Raw genomic sequence first — 15,106 nt, 5'->3', positions numbered from 1 at the left:
TCGGCGGTCATGGCCAGGTATTTCGACATCCATCCCGACAACCCTCAGCGGCGGTCGATCGGACAGGTGGTGGACCTGCTGCGTGAGGACGGGCTGATCGCGTACCCGACCGACTCCTGCTACGCGCTCGGCTGCCAGTTGGGCAACCGGGACGGAATCGACCGGATCCGCACGATCCGGAACCTTGACGACCGGCACCACTTCACGCTGGTGTGCGAGAACTTCGCGCAGCTCGGTCAGTTCGTGCACATCAGCAACGCCGTCTTCCGCTCGATCAAGGCGGCCACGCCGGGCAGCTACACGTTCATCCTGCCGGCCACCAAGGAGGTGCCGCGGCGGCTGCTGCACCCGAAGAAGAAGACCGTCGGCGTACGCATCCCGGACCACGTCGTCACCCAGGCACTGGTCGCCGAGCTGGGCGAGCCGCTGGTCTCCAGCACACTGCTGCTGCCGGGCGAGGAGGACCCGATGACGCAGGGCTGGGAGATCAAGGAAGAGCTCGACAACCAGATCGACGCAGTCATCGAGGGCGAAGCCGGTACCGAACCCACCACCGTCATCGACTTCTCCGACGACGTCCCCGAGGTCGTCCGCGTCGGCTCCGGCGACCCGACCCCGTTCGAGTGAGGTCTTGCAGACCGGAAGATCATGACGGATCGTGGCGGATGAGCGTTAGTTAGTTTCCTCGTCCGCCCCGGAGGGACTCATGCGTCGTGTTCTGCTTGTTGTGGCCGTGGTGCTTGTCACGGCTCTGATGCCTGCGTCGGCGCAGGCCTACGCCAACGCCTTCTTTCCGACCCAGAGCAGCGGTAACCGTGGTGCCGACGTACAGGCGATCCAGTTCCTGCTGCAGCACGCTGGACAGTCTGTTGATGCGGACGGGGTGTTCGGCGCAACCACTGCCACCGCGGTGAGGGCGTTTCAGACCGCCAAGGGGCTGGGTGTCGACGGGATCGTCGGACCGCAGACCTGGGGAGCGTTGGCGCCGACCATTCGGTCCGGCGACAGCAACGCCGCCGTCAAGGCGTTGCAGGTCGAGTTGAACGCCAAGCGCCGCCTCAGCCTCCCCGTCGACGGTGTGTTCAGTACGGCGGTCCGCGACGCGGTCGTGTCCTTCCAGTCGCACGCTGGCATCGGCGCGGACGGCATCGTCGGCCCGATCACCTGGCGCAACCTGGCCTGGCACTACGACTACCCGGACTTCACTGCGAACCTGTGCGACCAGGACCCGGACGGCAACGGTACGGCGGCCAACTGGGCAGCTGCTGCACCTGTGGCACAGATGGAGGCCGCAGCCCGCTCCTTCGCGTCCACCGGTCAGGGCAAGGTCCCGTACGGCGATGCGGGGTTCGAGCACGGTGGCGACATCCCGGGGCACGCCAGCCACGACAACGGGATGGACATCGACATCTGGCCGATCCGTACCGACAACGCCCAGTGCACCGCGGGCCGCATCACCTGGGAGTCCTCGACGTACGACCGGGCGGCTACTCGTCAGCTCATCCAGGCCGTTCGGGCCGCGGCGCCGGGGCACGTGAAGTACATCTGGTTCAACGACCCGACTCTGATCAGCGAGGGCCTGACCCAGAACTGGCCGGCCCACGACAACCACCTGCACGTCCGGTACTGCGAGAAGGTCCACCCGAACAGCACCTACGTCTGCTGACAAACTGGTCGGCGTGACCTACACACTCGACCTGAACCCCGACGAGTTGCTGACAACGACCCGTACCGTCCGCAAGCGGCTCGACCTCGAGCGGCCGGTGCCGATGGAGCTGATCCGGGAGTGCATCGAGATCGCGTTGCAGGGCCCGTCGGGAAGCAACCGGCAGACGTGGCACTGGCTGGTGATCACGGACGCCGAGAAGCGCGCCGCGGTCGGTGAGTACTACCGGCGAGCGGTGGAGAAGTACCTCGAGGGTCCGGGTGCGGCCGGGAAGCTGTACGCCGACGATCCCGTCCGCGGGCCTATCCAGCGCCGGATCGGCGACGGCGTCGCGTACCTGGGTGAGCGGATGGGGCAGGTCCCGGTGCTGGTGATCCCGTGCCTCCAGGCGAAGAACTTGCCCGCGGGGAACCAGGCCGGGCTGTGGGGTTCGATCCTCCCGTCGGCGTGGAGCTACATGCTCGCCGCCCGGGCTCGCGGGCTCGGTACGGCGTGGACCACGCTGCACCTCAACTACGAGCAGGAGGTCGGGGAGTTGCTCGGTCTGCCCGACGACATCCGCCAGACGGTGCTGATCCCGACGGCGTACTCGATCGGCACGAACTTCAAGCCGGCGCCCCGGCAGCCGCTCGACGACGTACTGCACATCGACGGCTGGTGATCAGGAGGCGGCCATCTCCTCGATGGTGAGGCCGCTCAGGACCGATCGGGGCTCGCTGACGGTCAGGTCCAGCGACGGATCGGCGTCGGCGTCCTTCACCTTGACCAGCAGCCAGTCGCCTCCGGTACGGGTGAAAGCCCAGGCCCCGTTCAGCTTGACGCCGTGCAGTTGCACCTTCAAGTGTCCGCGTTCGATCGCCTCGGCCGGGTCGACCAACTGCCGCCGGTCGTCGCGGGTGAGGTTCGTGTAGACGCCGGCGTCCCAGACGATCACGGCACCGCTGCCGTACTGCGCGTCGCGGTGCACCCCCTCGTACGACGCGTACTCGAGGTCGTGGTCCGAGGTGTTCACCGCGAGCCTTTTGACGATCGGATCCAGCGACGGCCCGCGCGGCACCGCCCACGACTTCAGCACCCCGTCGACCTCGAGCCGGACGTCGTAGTGCAGCCGCCTGGCGTCGTGCAATTGCACTACGAAGATCGGCTTACTCATGGGGCTCCTGGATGAATTCGAGTTACGGCTAACGGTCTGTCAGGTTGCGGTTGTACGCTTGCGACTGGTCGGGAAACCGGCCCCCACAAACTTCCTCCATCATCCGCCCCTGTCCCTAAGCAGGTGCCCATGCCCGTAGCCCCCTCACCGGCGCGGCCGATCGCCGTCCAGATCCGCATCGGCGGACGCTGGATCGCGGGCCAGGAGCTGGGTCGCCGGACCGGTACGGCCGGGACCGACGAGGTTCTCGTCAGTCACCACGGCCATCTCGTCTGGATCGACCAGAGCTCCGTCCGCGCGTCCGAAGCTGAATCTCCTTACAAATAAGGGGGTTTCAGCAAAGAGCTTTCGCAACCAGGTTGCCGATCTCGACCGCCGACCCTGACCCCGTCGGGTCGAACAGCGTCCTGGTCAGCGCGAACGTGACCCCCGAACGCGTGTCGGCCCACGCGACACTGCCGCCCATGCCCGGCCAGCCGAACGACGCCGGGCTCTCCTCCGCACTCGACCCGAGCCGCCCGATCGCGTAGCCGAGCGCCATCGTCGCCGGGTTGCCGAGCAGTTCGTCCTGCGCGACCAGCGCCGGCCCGGTGATCACCGGGACCGCCTCCGGCCGGACCAGCCGGACCCCGTCCACCTCGCCGATCAACCCGGCGTACAGCTTGGCGATCCCACGAGCGTTGAGGATCCCGCTCGACGGGTCCTCGATCGCGAGCTGCTCAGGGCGGTTGAGTACGGCGGCCCGCGGCTGCATCGCCCGCGGTACGACCTGCTCGAACATCCCGGCCAGCATCGCGAACGTCTCCTCGGCGCCATCGGGCTCCACGAGCTCGGCGAGCCGATGCCGCTGCTCCACGGGCAGCGCGAAGAACACGTTTTCCTGAAGGCCGAGCGGCGTCACGATGTCCCGCAGGACGTCGGAGATCGACCGGCCGGTCGCGCGGCGGACGATCTCACCGACCAGCAGGCCGAAGGTCTCCGCGTGGTAGGTCATCTTCGTGCCCGGTTCCCACCACGGCTTCGCGGCGGCCAGGCGCTCGGCCTGCTCGGGTAGCGTTTTCCGCGTCGTGTCGGGCGGCAATGCGGGCAGGCCGACGGAATGCGTCAGCACGTGCCGCAACGTCGCCTTGTCCTTCCCGTGCGCGCCGAATTCCGGCCAGATCTCGACGAGCGGCCGGTCGTAGTCGAGCACGCCGCGATCCACCAGCACGTTGGCGACCGTCGCGGACGCGCCCTTTCCGGTGGACGCGGCGAAGTACAGCGTTTCCGACGTCACGCCCTCCCCGGCCACCGCGTCCACGACGAGCTCGCCGTGCCGATACACCGCGACCTGCAGGCCGAGCTCGGTCTCCACCAGTTCGTCGATCCGCCGCTGCACCACGTCCTGAAGCTCCATACGGCTACGTCGGAGCGGCGGCGGATCGTTCGACATGTCTCAAACGTAGTCGTGCGCGAACTGGATCGTGCGTGCTCGCTCCGCGTCCGTCCCGACCGGGCAGACCAGAAATTCCGTCGTACCGGCGTCCGCGAACCGCCGCAGCTCCTTGGCCACCGTCTCCTCGTCACCGAGGACCGCGGTATCCGCCGGGCCCGCCTTACCGCCGCGGTCCAGCACGGCCCGGTACGCCGGCATGTCGCCGGCTGCCCCGAACTGGTCGTGGATCCACTGCCGGGTCGCGTCCGGGTCGTCCGTGACCGCGACGCAGACGCCCGCGACCACCTGCGGCTGGGGTCGTCCCGCCGCGGTCGCGGCCCGATCGATCGTGGGGCGGATGAAGTTTTCGATCACTTCAGGACCCGCCCAGCTGGTCGTCGTACCGGCGGTCAGTTCGCCGGCCGTCTTCAGCATCCGCGGACCGAGCGCGGCCAGGATGAGCTCGGGCGTCTCCGCGCCGGCGATGTCGACGTGTCCGCGGGCAGTCAGCCGCTCGCCCACGTAGTCGGTCGGCTCACCGGCCAGCAGCGGGCCGAGCGCCTCGATGTACTCACGGACGTACGCCGCGGGGCGGTCCATCGACAGGCCGAGCATGCCTTCCACTACGTGCGGGTGACTCGAGCCGATGCCGAGCGTCAGCCTGCTGCCGGTCAGCACTTGGACGCTCAGTGCCTGCGCCGCGAGCGCCAGCGGATGCCGCGGGTACACCGGCACGACGCCGACGGCGTACCCGATGGTCGAGGTGTACGGCGCGACACCCGCGATCAGCGTCAGCGCGTCCCACCCGAGCCGCTGGCTGAACCAGATCCGGTCGATACCCGCGTCCTCGGCGGCCTTCGCGGCGGCCCCGATCTCGTCGATGGCCTGGCCCTCTTCGTCGATCCACAGTCCGATCCTCATGTCCACCAGTCAACGGGTCCGGAGGCTGCCAACCCAGACGCAGTTACGCTGTGCAGCGATAAGGAATCGTGATCGCCGGAGGTGTCCAATGGAGCTGCGGCAACTGCGGTACTTCGTGACCGTCGCCGAGGAACTGCACTTCGGGCGGGCTGCCGAGCGGCTCAACATCGTGCAGCCCGCTGTGAGTCAGCAGGTCGCCCGGCTCGAACGCGAACTGGGTCTGCAGCTCCTCGACCGGTCCTCACGGCATGTCCGGCTGACCGGCGACGGGGAGCGGATGCTGCGCGAGGCACGGGCAGTGCTGTCCGCCGCGGATCGGGCCGGTGAGGTGGCGGCGGAGCTTGCCTCTGGGCGTTCCGGCGTACTGCGGATCGGGACAGCGCCAGGGCTCCGGGATCGGCTGGAGCGTGGGCTCGCGGCCCTTCGAGCCCAGACGCCGGATCTCGACCTCCGACTCACCTCGGGGTCGACGGCCGAGTACCTCGCGGCGTTGCGAGCCGGCGAGCTGGACTTCGCGTTCGTCCGCGGTGACGTGGCCGCCGCTGATCTGCGGGTGATCGAGCTCTGGCGCGATCCGCTGTCCGTCCTACTTCCTTCGTCCTACCGAGCCGACGACGGCGTCAAACTGATCGACCTGGCGGATCTGCCGCTGCGGCTGCCGTCCGACCAGTGGTTGCGGGACGAGTTGACAGCCGCCTGCCGGGCGGCCGGTTTCGAGCCGAGGACGGGCCGGCCGGCGGACGATTTCGAGGCCGCGATCGTCGAGATGTCGACCGGATCGCCGGCGTGGACCGTCGTCTACGGCACGGCGTGTGAGGCCGCCGAGGGTGCGCTCTGGATGGGCCCGTTCGCGCCGCCGCTGAGCGCCCCGGGGCAACTGGTCGTCGGACCGGGACCGACCGCCGAGTGCGTCGACGGACTGGTGGCCGCCTTCGGGTGAAGGCCTCCGGCGGGCCCTGACAGCTCCGCCGGAGGCCGGGTGTTGATCACTCAACAAGCACCGGATCGTACGTCGGAAATCGCGTTCCGAGGAGGGTGCGTCTCATAATGCGCCGAACCGGCGTTTGGTGGCTCCCGGTGAACGGTTGCTGACAGTGCGGGATTAAAGTTGGTAGGCGCAACCAAATAGTCAGGTCGGGTGAGGGCATCGCCGGCCGTTTCCGCCTCGGAGCAGCACACCCGCTGCTCCGGTCGTTCGCGTTCCCGCCGTACGAAACGGAAGCTGATGTCTGCCACCCAGGCCTCCCCGGCCACACCTGCCGGCTCCACGCCACCCCGTTATCGCTCGCGGTACGCCGCCGGCGACCCCGACCCCGCGCCATCCGCACCGTCCGCACAGTCCGCACCGTCGCCGGCCACCTCACCGGCCGCCGACCCTGAGCTCTCGCACCGCGAGATCCTGGAGATCCTCGCCGGGCTGCTCGCCGCGCTGTTCACCGCGGTCCTCAGCTCGACGATCGTCAGCAACGCGCTGCCGACGATCATCGCGGACCTCGAAGGCACCCAGACGCAGTACACGTGGGTGGTCACGGCCAGCCTGCTCGCGATGACCGTGTCCACGCCTGTCTGGGGCAAGCTGTCCGACCTCATGAGCAAGAAGCTGCTCGTGCAGCTCGCGATCATTATGTTCGTGGCCGGCTCGGTGCTGGCCGGCGCCTCGCAGAACGTGCCGTTCCTGATCGGCTCGCGGGTCCTGCAGGGGATCGCGATGGGCGGACTGATGGCGCTCGCGCAGGCGATCATCGGCGCCGCGATCCCACCACGATCGCGGGGGAGGTACTCCGGCTACATGGGCGCTGTCATGGCGCTCGCGACCGTCAGCGGACCGCTGGTCGGCGGGGTCATCGTCGACACCTCGTGGCTCGGATGGCGGTGGTGCTTCTACGTGTGCGTGCCGCTCGCCGTACTGTCGCTGATCGTCCTGCAGCGGTTCCTGCACCTGCCGGTGGTGAAGCGCAAGGTCAAGATGGATTACCTCGGCGCGGTGCTGATCGCGGGCGCGGCCAGCCTGCCGCTGATCTGGGTCTCGTTCGCGGGTGAGCACTTCCCGTGGTGGTCGTGGCAGACGGGCGCTTATCTGGGCGGTACGGCGGTGCTCGCGATCCTGGCCGTGGTGGTCGAGGTGCACGCGGCCGAGCCGCTCGTGCCGATCCGGGTGGTCCGGGAACGGACGACGGCTCTGGCGATCCTCGCGAGCGTTGCGGTCGGGATGGGGATGTTCGGGAGCGCGGTGTTCCTGGGGCAGTACTTCCAGGTGGCCCGCGGGTACAGCGCGACCGAGGCCGGGTTGCTGACCATCCCGATGATGTTCGGGTCGTTCCTCGGGTCGGTGGGGTCGGGGCAGCTGATCACCCGGTTCGGGAAGTGGAAGCGGTACCTGGTGATCGGCGCGTTGTTCCTGACCGCAGGGCTCGGGTTGCTCGGGACGATCGACCACACATCGCCGTACTGGTATGTCGGGCTCGGGATGCTTGCCATGGGCATCGGGATGGGCATGTCGATGCAGAACCTGGTGCTGGCGGTGCAGAACACTGTCGACGTCAGCGAGGTCGGGGCCGCTGGTGCGTCGGTCACGTTCTTCCGGAGCCTTGGCGGTGCGGTTGGGGTGTCGGTGCTGGGGGCGATCCTGGCCACGCGGGTGACCGACTTGATCACGGAGCATCTGCGTGAGCTCGGGCCGGGGGCGGCGGCTGCGGCACAGGGCGGTTCGGGGAGTTTGCTGGACGTGAACGCACTGCCGGGGCCGGTCCAGGAGATCGTGCGGCACGCGTACGGCGACGCCACCGGGCGGATCTTCGTGATCGCCGCGGGGGCTGCCGTGGTGAGCCTCCTGGCGGTCCTGTTCATCCGCGAAGTCCCTCTCCGCCGAACCGTCGCAATACGCCCGGCGGCCGATGACACGGCCGACGAGACGGCGGGTTCGGGCCTGGCGTCGTACCGGGAGCCGGCTGACGATCCGGCTGAGCGGGCTGCGGTGGTTGCGCTCGACGTGATCACGTCGGCGGAGCGTACGGCGCGTGAACGCGAGCGGGAGGCCAGCGAACGAGTGCAGGCCGCCGCGAACACGATCCGCCAGATGCGGACCGACGTCGCCGACCTGTTCACCCGCGTGGACCAGCAGATCGCCGAGTTGGAGAGCACTCTCCCGGACGCCGAGATCCCGCAGCCGGCCGCGGCGATCCTCGACGCCCAGCGCCCCGCGGGCGAGCTGGTCGACGAACTCCGCCGGTACGAGCTCAGCGTCCTCAGCGCCAGCCAACGCACCGCCGACCACCTCCGCGAAACCGCCCGCGCCGAATCCGACCACCTCCGCGAAACGGCCCAGGCCGAGGCGGACCAGCTCCTCGCCGAGGCCCGCGCCGAGGAACAGGAGATCCGCACCCGAATCCGCGAACTGGAAGCCGTAGAACACCGCCTCCTGACAACCGTCCGCACCAACCTCGCCAACACCCCACCCACCCACGCACCGGCGCACGAGGCTGCTCGACCCACCCACCACACCGCCCCGCCCGTCCACACCTCCGCCCATCAAACCCACCCACCCACTCACGCCCCGGCCACCCACGAGACGCCGGCGACCACCTCCGGCAACGGCTACCCCGAGGAACTGCCCAACCGCCAACCCTTCGGCTGACCCCCATTTGCCTGGCTGACCCATCAAATGCGGGGTTCCACACCCGCATTCAGGGTCCGGAACCCCCCATCTCGTGGGTTGACCAGCCAAATGCGGCGGGGTGGGGCCTGTGTGGGCGCGTTCGGGTCGGGTCGGCCTGGGGCGGTGTGGGCGCGTTCGGGTCGGCGTGGGGCGGTGGGGCTTCGGGTGTCGGTGGGGGGTGGCATGCTTCGGGTAGGGCGTGAAGGAGTGGTGTGGGGTTGTGGGACGTGGAGCAGGTGGTGGGGCTGGCGCCTGATCCTGCGTCCGCGAAGGCTGGGCAGGGGCTGGCTCGGGGCGAGAAGTGGTCAGGCGCCGGTGCGACGGATCGTGCGGTGTGGGGCCTGTGCCAGGGCAGCGGGCAGCAGCCCTACCAGACAGTCGTGGATCTCGGCGGCCCGGCGTACAAATGCTCCTGTCCGTCGCGGAAGTTCCCGTGCAAGCACGCGCTCGGCCTGCTGCTGCTCTGGGCCAAACACGAGGTGTCGCCCGGCGACGAGCCGGACTGGGTGAAGAGCTGGGTCGACCAGCGGGCCGAGCGCGCTGAGCGCCCGGAGCGGAAGCCCGGAGAGGTAGCAGACCCGATCGCCGCGCAGGAGCGGGCTGCCCGGCGCGCGGATCGGGTCTCGGCGGGACTGACCGAGCTGGCCGGATGGCTGGACGACCAGGTCCGGCAGGGCCTCGGCGGATTCGATCAGCGGGCGTACACCGAGCTGAGCCGCCTCGCCGCGCGGATGGTCGACGCCCAGGCACCAGGAGTGGCAGGAGCGGTACGTCGGGCAGCAGGTGTAGTCGGACGTGGTCACGGCTGGCCGGGTGAGCTCCTCGAAGAACTGTCCCTCGTCCACCTGGTAGTAGCGGCGCACGGGCGTCTCGCGGAGCTCCCGCCGTCGCTCGCCGACACGGTCCAGAGCCGGATCGGCTGGACGACCGAGACGGCCCGCGTACGGGAGGAAGGCGAGAAGGTCGAGGACGACTGGCTCGTCCTCGGCCGGGTGATCGAGCCGGACGACCGCCTCACGGTCCGCCGCGTGTGGTTGCGCGGTGCAACGACTGGCCGGATCGGGCTGATCCTCACGTTCGCGGCCGCCGGGCGCCCGTTGGACCCGCTTCCGGCCAGCCCGGGTGAGTACGTCCCCGGCGCGCTCTCCTTCTATCCGGGCGCTCTCCCGCTTCGCGCACTCCTGACGCAGACCGATCCGCGCCTTCCCGCACCGCGTCCGGCTGGACTGATGGTCCGCGAGGCGTTGGCGTCGTACGTCGAATCCCTCGCGGCCGATCCGTGGAACGAACGCTGGCCGCTGGTGCTGCAGGACGTACGACCCGCACGGCACGGCGACGGTTGGGCGCTGGTGGACGAGGCCGGCGACGGGCTGGAGATCCTGCCGGGCTGGGATGCGTTGAAGCTGCTCGCGGTCTCGGCGGGGGACCCGCTCACTGTCGCCGGTGAGTGGAACCGAGCCGGCCTCCGCCCGATGACCTGCTGGCACGGCGATCGGCCGGTGATCTTGTGAAGGGCTGGGACGGGCTGGTCAGTTCGGCGTTGCTCGGCACGGATCGGCGGCCGCCGCACTTCGACGAGCTGCCCGAGCACATCCAGGAGCGCCTCGGCGACGGCAACCTGCTCGACGCTGCTGCGCTGGCGACCGTGTACAAGCGGGCCGGCCGCAAGCCGCTCCGCGATCTCGAGCCGCTTCCAGCCGCGCCAGGTGAGGATCGGCCGTTGCCGCGGGCGAACGCGGTTCGGCGGTTGGCCGCGATGCTGGGCGGGTTCCAGACGTTCGCGCTGGGGGAGTGGTTGCGTACGGCGGACGCGCACGGCTGGGGCGTTCCGCCCGAGCACCTGCCGGCGTTGGCGGACTACGCGCGCCACCGTGCGGAGTACCGTCCGCTCGTCATCGCAGCCGCCGGTCGTCGTGCGCGTTGGCTCGCGGATCTCAACCCGGAGTGGCGATTCCTGCACGCAGCGGTTGCTGAGAGCAATGATCCGGAATTGTGGACACACGGCAACGCGATCCAGCGTCGTACCTGGTTGCGCGCGGCCCGCACCCAGGATCCCGCCGCCGCACGGGAGGCGCTCAATGAGGTCTGGCCGACCGAGTCCGCCGCCACCCGGGCCGATTTCCTCGGCCTTCTCGCGGACAACCTCTCGCTGGCAGACGAGGAGTTCCTGGAGTCCGCGCTCGACGACCGTTCCCGTGAGGTACGGCGGGTGGCCGCGCGGCTGCTCGCACGGTTGCCGGGATCGCAGTACGGCGTACGTATGACGGAGCGCCTGCACGCGCATCTCCTGCCCAGCCAGGGGGTGCTCACCGTCGACCTTCCGCGGCGTCTCACCCAGGCGATGGAGCGTGACGGGATCGACTCGCAGAACCCGGAAGGTGTCGGCAAACGCGCGTGGTGGTTCCACCAGATCGTCGCCAACACGCCCTTGCAGGCAATGGATCTCACCTGGCTCAAGACGCCCGTCGAGGGGTGCGCCGTCGAGGTGCTGCAGTCAGCCTGGACCGAGGCCACCATTCGCGAGAGCTCGGTCGAGTGGTCCCGAGCGATCCTGCAGGCCGGATCGAACACGGGCAGTCGTGGTCCGGCCGAGTTGTTGCGGTTGTTGCCGCCGGAGGAGTGGGCGAGCGCGGTCGACGTACTGCGAAAGAATGTCGACGTTGCCGAGCTGGTCGGTGGGTTGCCGGTGCCGTGGCCTGCTCCGCTCGCGATCATGATCCTCGACCAACTGGCCAAGGTCGGCACCCATCGCGCCTGGGCCCGCCTCGCCAGTATCGCGGCCCTCGCCTCGCCGCCCGACGTACTCGACCACCCGATCACCCGCGAACCCACCGGCGAGGAAGACACCTGGCGCCGCCGCCTCGTCGAAACCCTGACCTTCCGCCGCGAAATGTACGAGGAGCTCACATGACGACTGAAGTACTTCGCCCGCACGCGGAGGTCGAGTATGCCGACGAACTGCAGGCGTTGCGTGCAACGGACGACAAGCCGCGACCGCCGGCCTGGCTGATGTCGCCGAGCGCTGTCGTCACCTACCTGCTCGGTGGGAAGGCGGGCGACACCGAGATCTCGCCGAAGTACGTCGGCCCGCGCCGGCTGGTCGAGGTCGCGGTCTCCACCCTCGCGACGGACCGAGCACTGTTGCTGCTCGGCGTACCCGGTACGGCGAAGACGTGGGTCAGCGAGCACCTCGCGGCCGCGATCAGCGGCGACTCGACACTGCTCGTGCAAGGTACGGCGGGCACCGCGGAGGAAGCGATCCGGTACGGCTGGAACTATGCCCAGTTGATTGCCCAGGGCCCCAGTGAGGCGGCGCTCGTGCCGAGCCCGGTGCAGCGCGCGATGACCGAGGCGAAGATCGCCCGGATCGAAGAGCTGACCCGGATGCCGTCCGACGTCCAGGACGCGCTGATCACGATCCTGTCCGAGAAGGCGCTGCCGATCGCCGAGCTGGCCACGGAAGTCCAGGCCCGTAAGGGATTCAACGTCATTGCCACCGCCAACGATCGCGACAAGGGCGTCAACGAACTCTCCAGCGCGCTCCGCCGGCGCTTCAACACCGTCGTACTGCCGCTGCCCGACTCCGCCGAGGACGAGGTGGAGATCGTGTCCCGCCGGGTGTCCCAGCTCGGCTCGGCACTCGAGCTGCCGCAGCCGGACGACGCGCTCGAGGAGATCCGCCGCGTGGTGACGATCTTCCGCGAGCTCCGCTCCGGCCGGACCGAGGACGGCCGTACGGCGGTCAAGTCGCCGTCCGGCACGCTCTCCACCGCGGAGGCGATCAGCGTCGTCACCGGCGGTCTCGCCCTCGCGGCCCACTTCGGTGACGGCGTACTTCGTCCGACAGACGTGGCCGGCGGCATCCTCGGCGCGGTCGTCAAGGACCCGTCCGCGGACCGCGTCGTGTGGTCGGAGTACCTCGAAACCGTCGTCCGGGAGCGCGACGACTGGGCGCCGTTCTACCGGGCCTGCCGAGAGATTTCCGGATGACCGTCCACCTGTTCGGGATCCGGCATCACGGGCCGGGGTCGGCGCGCGCGGTGGCCGTCGCGCTGGCCGAGCTCCAGCCTGATGTCGTCCTGATCGAGGGGCCGCCGGAGGCCGACAAGATCGTCGAGCTGGCTGCCTCTGAGGAGATGGAACCGCCAGTTGCGCTGCTCGCGTATGCGGTCGACGACTCGACGCGGGCGGCGTTCTGGCCGTTCGCGGTGTTCAGCCCGGAGTGGCAGGCGATCAGGTACGGGCTGGCCGCCGGCGTGCCGGTGCGGTTCTGCGATCTGCCGGCGGCGCAGCAGTTCGGCTCCTCGGGTGGGCGGTCGGTCTCGATGGATCCGCTGAAGACGCTCGCGGAGGCGGGCGGGTACGACGATCCCGAGCGCTGGTGGGACGACGTGATCGAGTCGCGGCGCGGTGGTGCCGAGCCGTTCACGGTGATCGCCGACGCGATGCGGGAGTTGCGCCACGGCGAGGAGGCGATCGGCCGCGAGGCGCAACGCGAGGCCTATATGCGAACCGTTCTGCGGAAGGCGATTCGGGAAGGATTCGAGCGGATCGCGGTGGTCTGCGGCGCCTGGCACGTGCCCGCTCTGGAGCTATCGTTGCCGCCAGCAACACATGACGCACGGATCCTGAAGGGCCTGCCGAAGCGGAAGGTCGCCTGCACCTGGGTGCCCTGGACGCACGGCCGGCTGGCGGCGGCGAGCGGGTACGGCGCCGGCATCACATCACCCGGCTGGTACCACCACCTGTTCACCGCGCCCGACCAGATCACGACCCGTTGGCTCTCCAAAGTGGCGCAAGTGCTGCGCAACGAGGACCTGCCCGTCTCCAGCGCGCACGTGATCGAGGCGGTGCGGCTCGCGGACACGCTGGCGGCATTGCGCGAACGACCTCTCGCCGGGTTGAGCGAGGTGACCGAGGCGACGCGGGCGGTCCTCTGCGGCGGGAACGACGTACTGCTGGATCTCGTGACGCGCGAAGCGGTTGTCGGTGAGCTGCTCGGGTCGGTGCCGAGTGAGACGCCGCAGGCGCCGGTGGCGGCGGATCTGGCGGCGCAGGCGCGGCGGTTGCGGATGAAACGGGATGCGGCCGAGCGGGTGATCGAGCTCGACCTGCGGAAGTCGAACGACCTGGAGAAGTCCAGACTCCTGCACCGGTTGCGGATCCTCGGGGTGCACTGGGGTGTGCCGGCCGCCGACGAGCGGCGGGCACAGGGCACGTTCCGGGAGATGTGGCGGCTGGCCTGGGATCCCGGGCTCGAGGTCGAGCTGGTGGCGGCGGGCGCTCACGGTACGACGGTGCTCGGCGCGGCGACGTCCGTGATGCTGAAGTCCGCGGACTCGCCGACACTGGCCGATGTCACGGCCGCGTTGGAGAAATCGCTCCTCGCCGACCTCGCGGACGCGCTCCCGCCGCTGCTTCAAGGTATCGACACCCGCGCGGCAGCCGATGCCGACGTCGGGCATCTGATGGCGGCGCTGCCCGCGCTCGCACGAGCCTCGCGGTACGGCGACGTACGCGGGACCGACACAGCCGGATTGGCGGCGGTCGCGGGGCGGATGGTGTCGCGGGTGTGTGCGGGTCTCGCGCGAACCGTTCACGGGCTGGATCCCGATGCGGCCGCCGGCGTACAGGAACTGATCGACGGGGTGCAGGACGCGACCGTGCTGCTGGCCGAGGACGTGCGGGCGGAGTGGCTGAATACGCTGCAGGGGTTGAGCGATCGGGCCTCGGTGCCGCCGTTGATCCGCGGGCGGCTGACGCGGTTGATGCTGGACACATCGCGGTTGCCGGATCATGAGGTCGCGTTGCGGCTCGGGCGTTCGCTGTCGCCTGGTACCCCGACGGCGGACGCGGCCGGGTACGTCGAGGGGTTCCTGGCCGGTGGCGGGTTGTTGTTGGTGCACGACGAGCGGCTGCTGGCGATGGTGGACGGGTGGCTGGCGGCGATCCCGGACGACGCGTTCGTGGAGGTGCTGCCGTTGCTGCGGCGTACGTTCGGGACCTTCGCGGCCCCGGAGCGACGCTCGATCGGCGCGCGGGCGCGAGTTATGAGCGACCCGGCGTCCCAGGTCGTTGTCGATGACAACGATCTGGACGCCGATCTGGCCGCTTCCGTGCTTCCCGTTGTTGCTCAGCTGCTGGGGGTCTCTTGACGTCCTCCCACTACCCGAAGGCAGGGGATTCCAACCCATGCGGGTTGAGGTTCGCGGTTCATAGCCGTGCCTTACTGCGCAAGAAGGCTCCCCGCGCTTACACGGCCCGCCCGGCCGCAGTTGCTGTTGGTCGTCCGTGTAC

General features: G+C 69.4%; 12 protein-coding genes and 1 pseudogene. 10 read left to right on the top strand and 3 right to left on the bottom strand.

Annotated features, from left to right (window positions below; all coding sequences use genetic code 11):
- The first annotated feature begins 9 nt into the window (after nucleotides 1-9).
- The 3 genes from EV651_RS24560 (at nucleotide 10) to EV651_RS24550 (ending at nucleotide 2,327) form a co-directional block, all read left to right on the top strand.
- Nucleotides 10-627 carry an L-threonylcarbamoyladenylate synthase gene (locus EV651_RS24560; RefSeq protein WP_133787594.1) on the top strand — a complete coding sequence of 206 codons (618 nt, stop codon included), beginning with the start codon at nucleotides 10-12 and terminating at the stop codon, nucleotides 625-627.
- Nucleotides 628-706: 79 nt separating this feature from the next.
- Nucleotides 707-1,666: a penicillin-insensitive murein endopeptidase gene (locus EV651_RS24555; RefSeq protein ID WP_133787593.1), complete on the top strand. Its 960-nt coding sequence runs from the start codon at nucleotides 707-709 to the stop codon at nucleotides 1,664-1,666.
- A gap of 13 nt (nucleotides 1,667-1,679) precedes the next feature.
- Nucleotides 1,680-2,327 carry a nitroreductase family protein gene (locus EV651_RS24550; protein ID WP_202870492.1) on the top strand — a complete coding sequence of 216 codons (648 nt, stop codon included), beginning with the start codon at nucleotides 1,680-1,682 and terminating at the stop codon, nucleotides 2,325-2,327.
- Here EV651_RS24550 and EV651_RS24545 read toward each other — a convergent pair.
- Nucleotides 2,328-2,825, bottom strand: a pseudogene (locus tag EV651_RS24545) (DNA polymerase ligase N-terminal domain-containing protein); the annotation flags it as partial.
- A 123-nt stretch (nucleotides 2,826-2,948) separates the two neighbouring features.
- Here EV651_RS24545 and EV651_RS24540 point away from each other — a divergent pair.
- A complete protein-coding gene (locus EV651_RS24540) occupies nucleotides 2,949-3,146 on the top strand; it encodes a hypothetical protein (protein ID WP_133787591.1) in 198 nt (65 codons plus the stop codon).
- A gap of 7 nt (nucleotides 3,147-3,153) precedes the next feature.
- Here the strand turns inward: EV651_RS24540 and EV651_RS24535 are convergent, their stop codons facing one another.
- Both EV651_RS24535 and EV651_RS24530 read right to left on the bottom strand, forming a co-directional pair.
- Complete coding sequence (locus tag EV651_RS24535) at nucleotides 3,154-4,251, bottom strand: serine hydrolase (RefSeq protein ID WP_133787590.1); 1,098 nt, start codon at nucleotides 4,249-4,251, stop codon at nucleotides 3,154-3,156.
- Between the two features lie 3 nt (nucleotides 4,252-4,254).
- A complete protein-coding gene (locus EV651_RS24530) occupies nucleotides 4,255-5,154 on the bottom strand; it encodes a TIGR03564 family F420-dependent LLM class oxidoreductase (protein ID WP_133787589.1) in 900 nt (299 codons plus the stop codon).
- A gap of 88 nt (nucleotides 5,155-5,242) precedes the next feature.
- Between EV651_RS24530 and EV651_RS24525 the strand changes: the two genes are divergently transcribed.
- The 6 genes from EV651_RS24525 (at nucleotide 5,243) to EV651_RS24500 (ending at nucleotide 14,964) form a co-directional block, all read left to right on the top strand.
- Nucleotides 5,243-6,094 carry a LysR substrate-binding domain-containing protein gene (locus EV651_RS24525; protein ID WP_166658753.1) on the top strand — a complete coding sequence of 284 codons (852 nt, stop codon included), beginning with the start codon at nucleotides 5,243-5,245 and terminating at the stop codon, nucleotides 6,092-6,094.
- 285 nt (nucleotides 6,095-6,379) lie between these two features.
- On the top strand, nucleotides 6,380-8,788 hold the full coding sequence (locus EV651_RS24520) for an MFS transporter (protein WP_202870491.1): 2,409 nt from the start codon (nucleotides 6,380-6,382) through the stop codon (nucleotides 8,786-8,788).
- Between the two features lie 233 nt (nucleotides 8,789-9,021).
- Complete coding sequence (locus EV651_RS24515; protein ID WP_133787587.1) at nucleotides 9,022-10,320, top strand: SWIM zinc finger family protein; 1,299 nt, start codon at nucleotides 9,022-9,024, stop codon at nucleotides 10,318-10,320.
- Nucleotides 10,317-11,720, top strand: coding sequence for a DUF5691 domain-containing protein (locus EV651_RS24510; RefSeq protein WP_133787586.1), 1,404 nt, complete (start codon nucleotides 10,317-10,319; stop codon nucleotides 11,718-11,720). Before EV651_RS24515 ends, EV651_RS24510 begins: the two co-directional genes overlap by 4 nt.
- Entirely contained in the window at nucleotides 11,717-12,799 is a 1,083-nt protein-coding gene (locus tag EV651_RS24505) for an AAA family ATPase (protein WP_133787585.1), read from the top strand. Before EV651_RS24510 ends, EV651_RS24505 begins: the two co-directional genes overlap by 4 nt.
- A complete protein-coding gene (locus tag EV651_RS24500; protein ID WP_133787584.1) occupies nucleotides 12,796-14,964 on the top strand; it encodes a DUF5682 family protein in 2,169 nt (722 codons plus the stop codon). Before EV651_RS24505 ends, EV651_RS24500 begins: the two co-directional genes overlap by 4 nt.
- The last annotated feature ends 142 nt before the right edge of the window (nucleotides 14,965-15,106 follow it).

The sequence above is a fragment of the Kribbella sp. VKM Ac-2571 genome, from assembly GCF_004362255.1.
Taxonomy (GTDB): domain Bacteria; phylum Actinomycetota; class Actinomycetes; order Propionibacteriales; family Kribbellaceae; genus Kribbella; species Kribbella pratensis.
The sequence above is the reverse complement of the archived record's forward strand: the minus strand, read 5'-3'. Positions and strand labels throughout refer to the sequence as shown.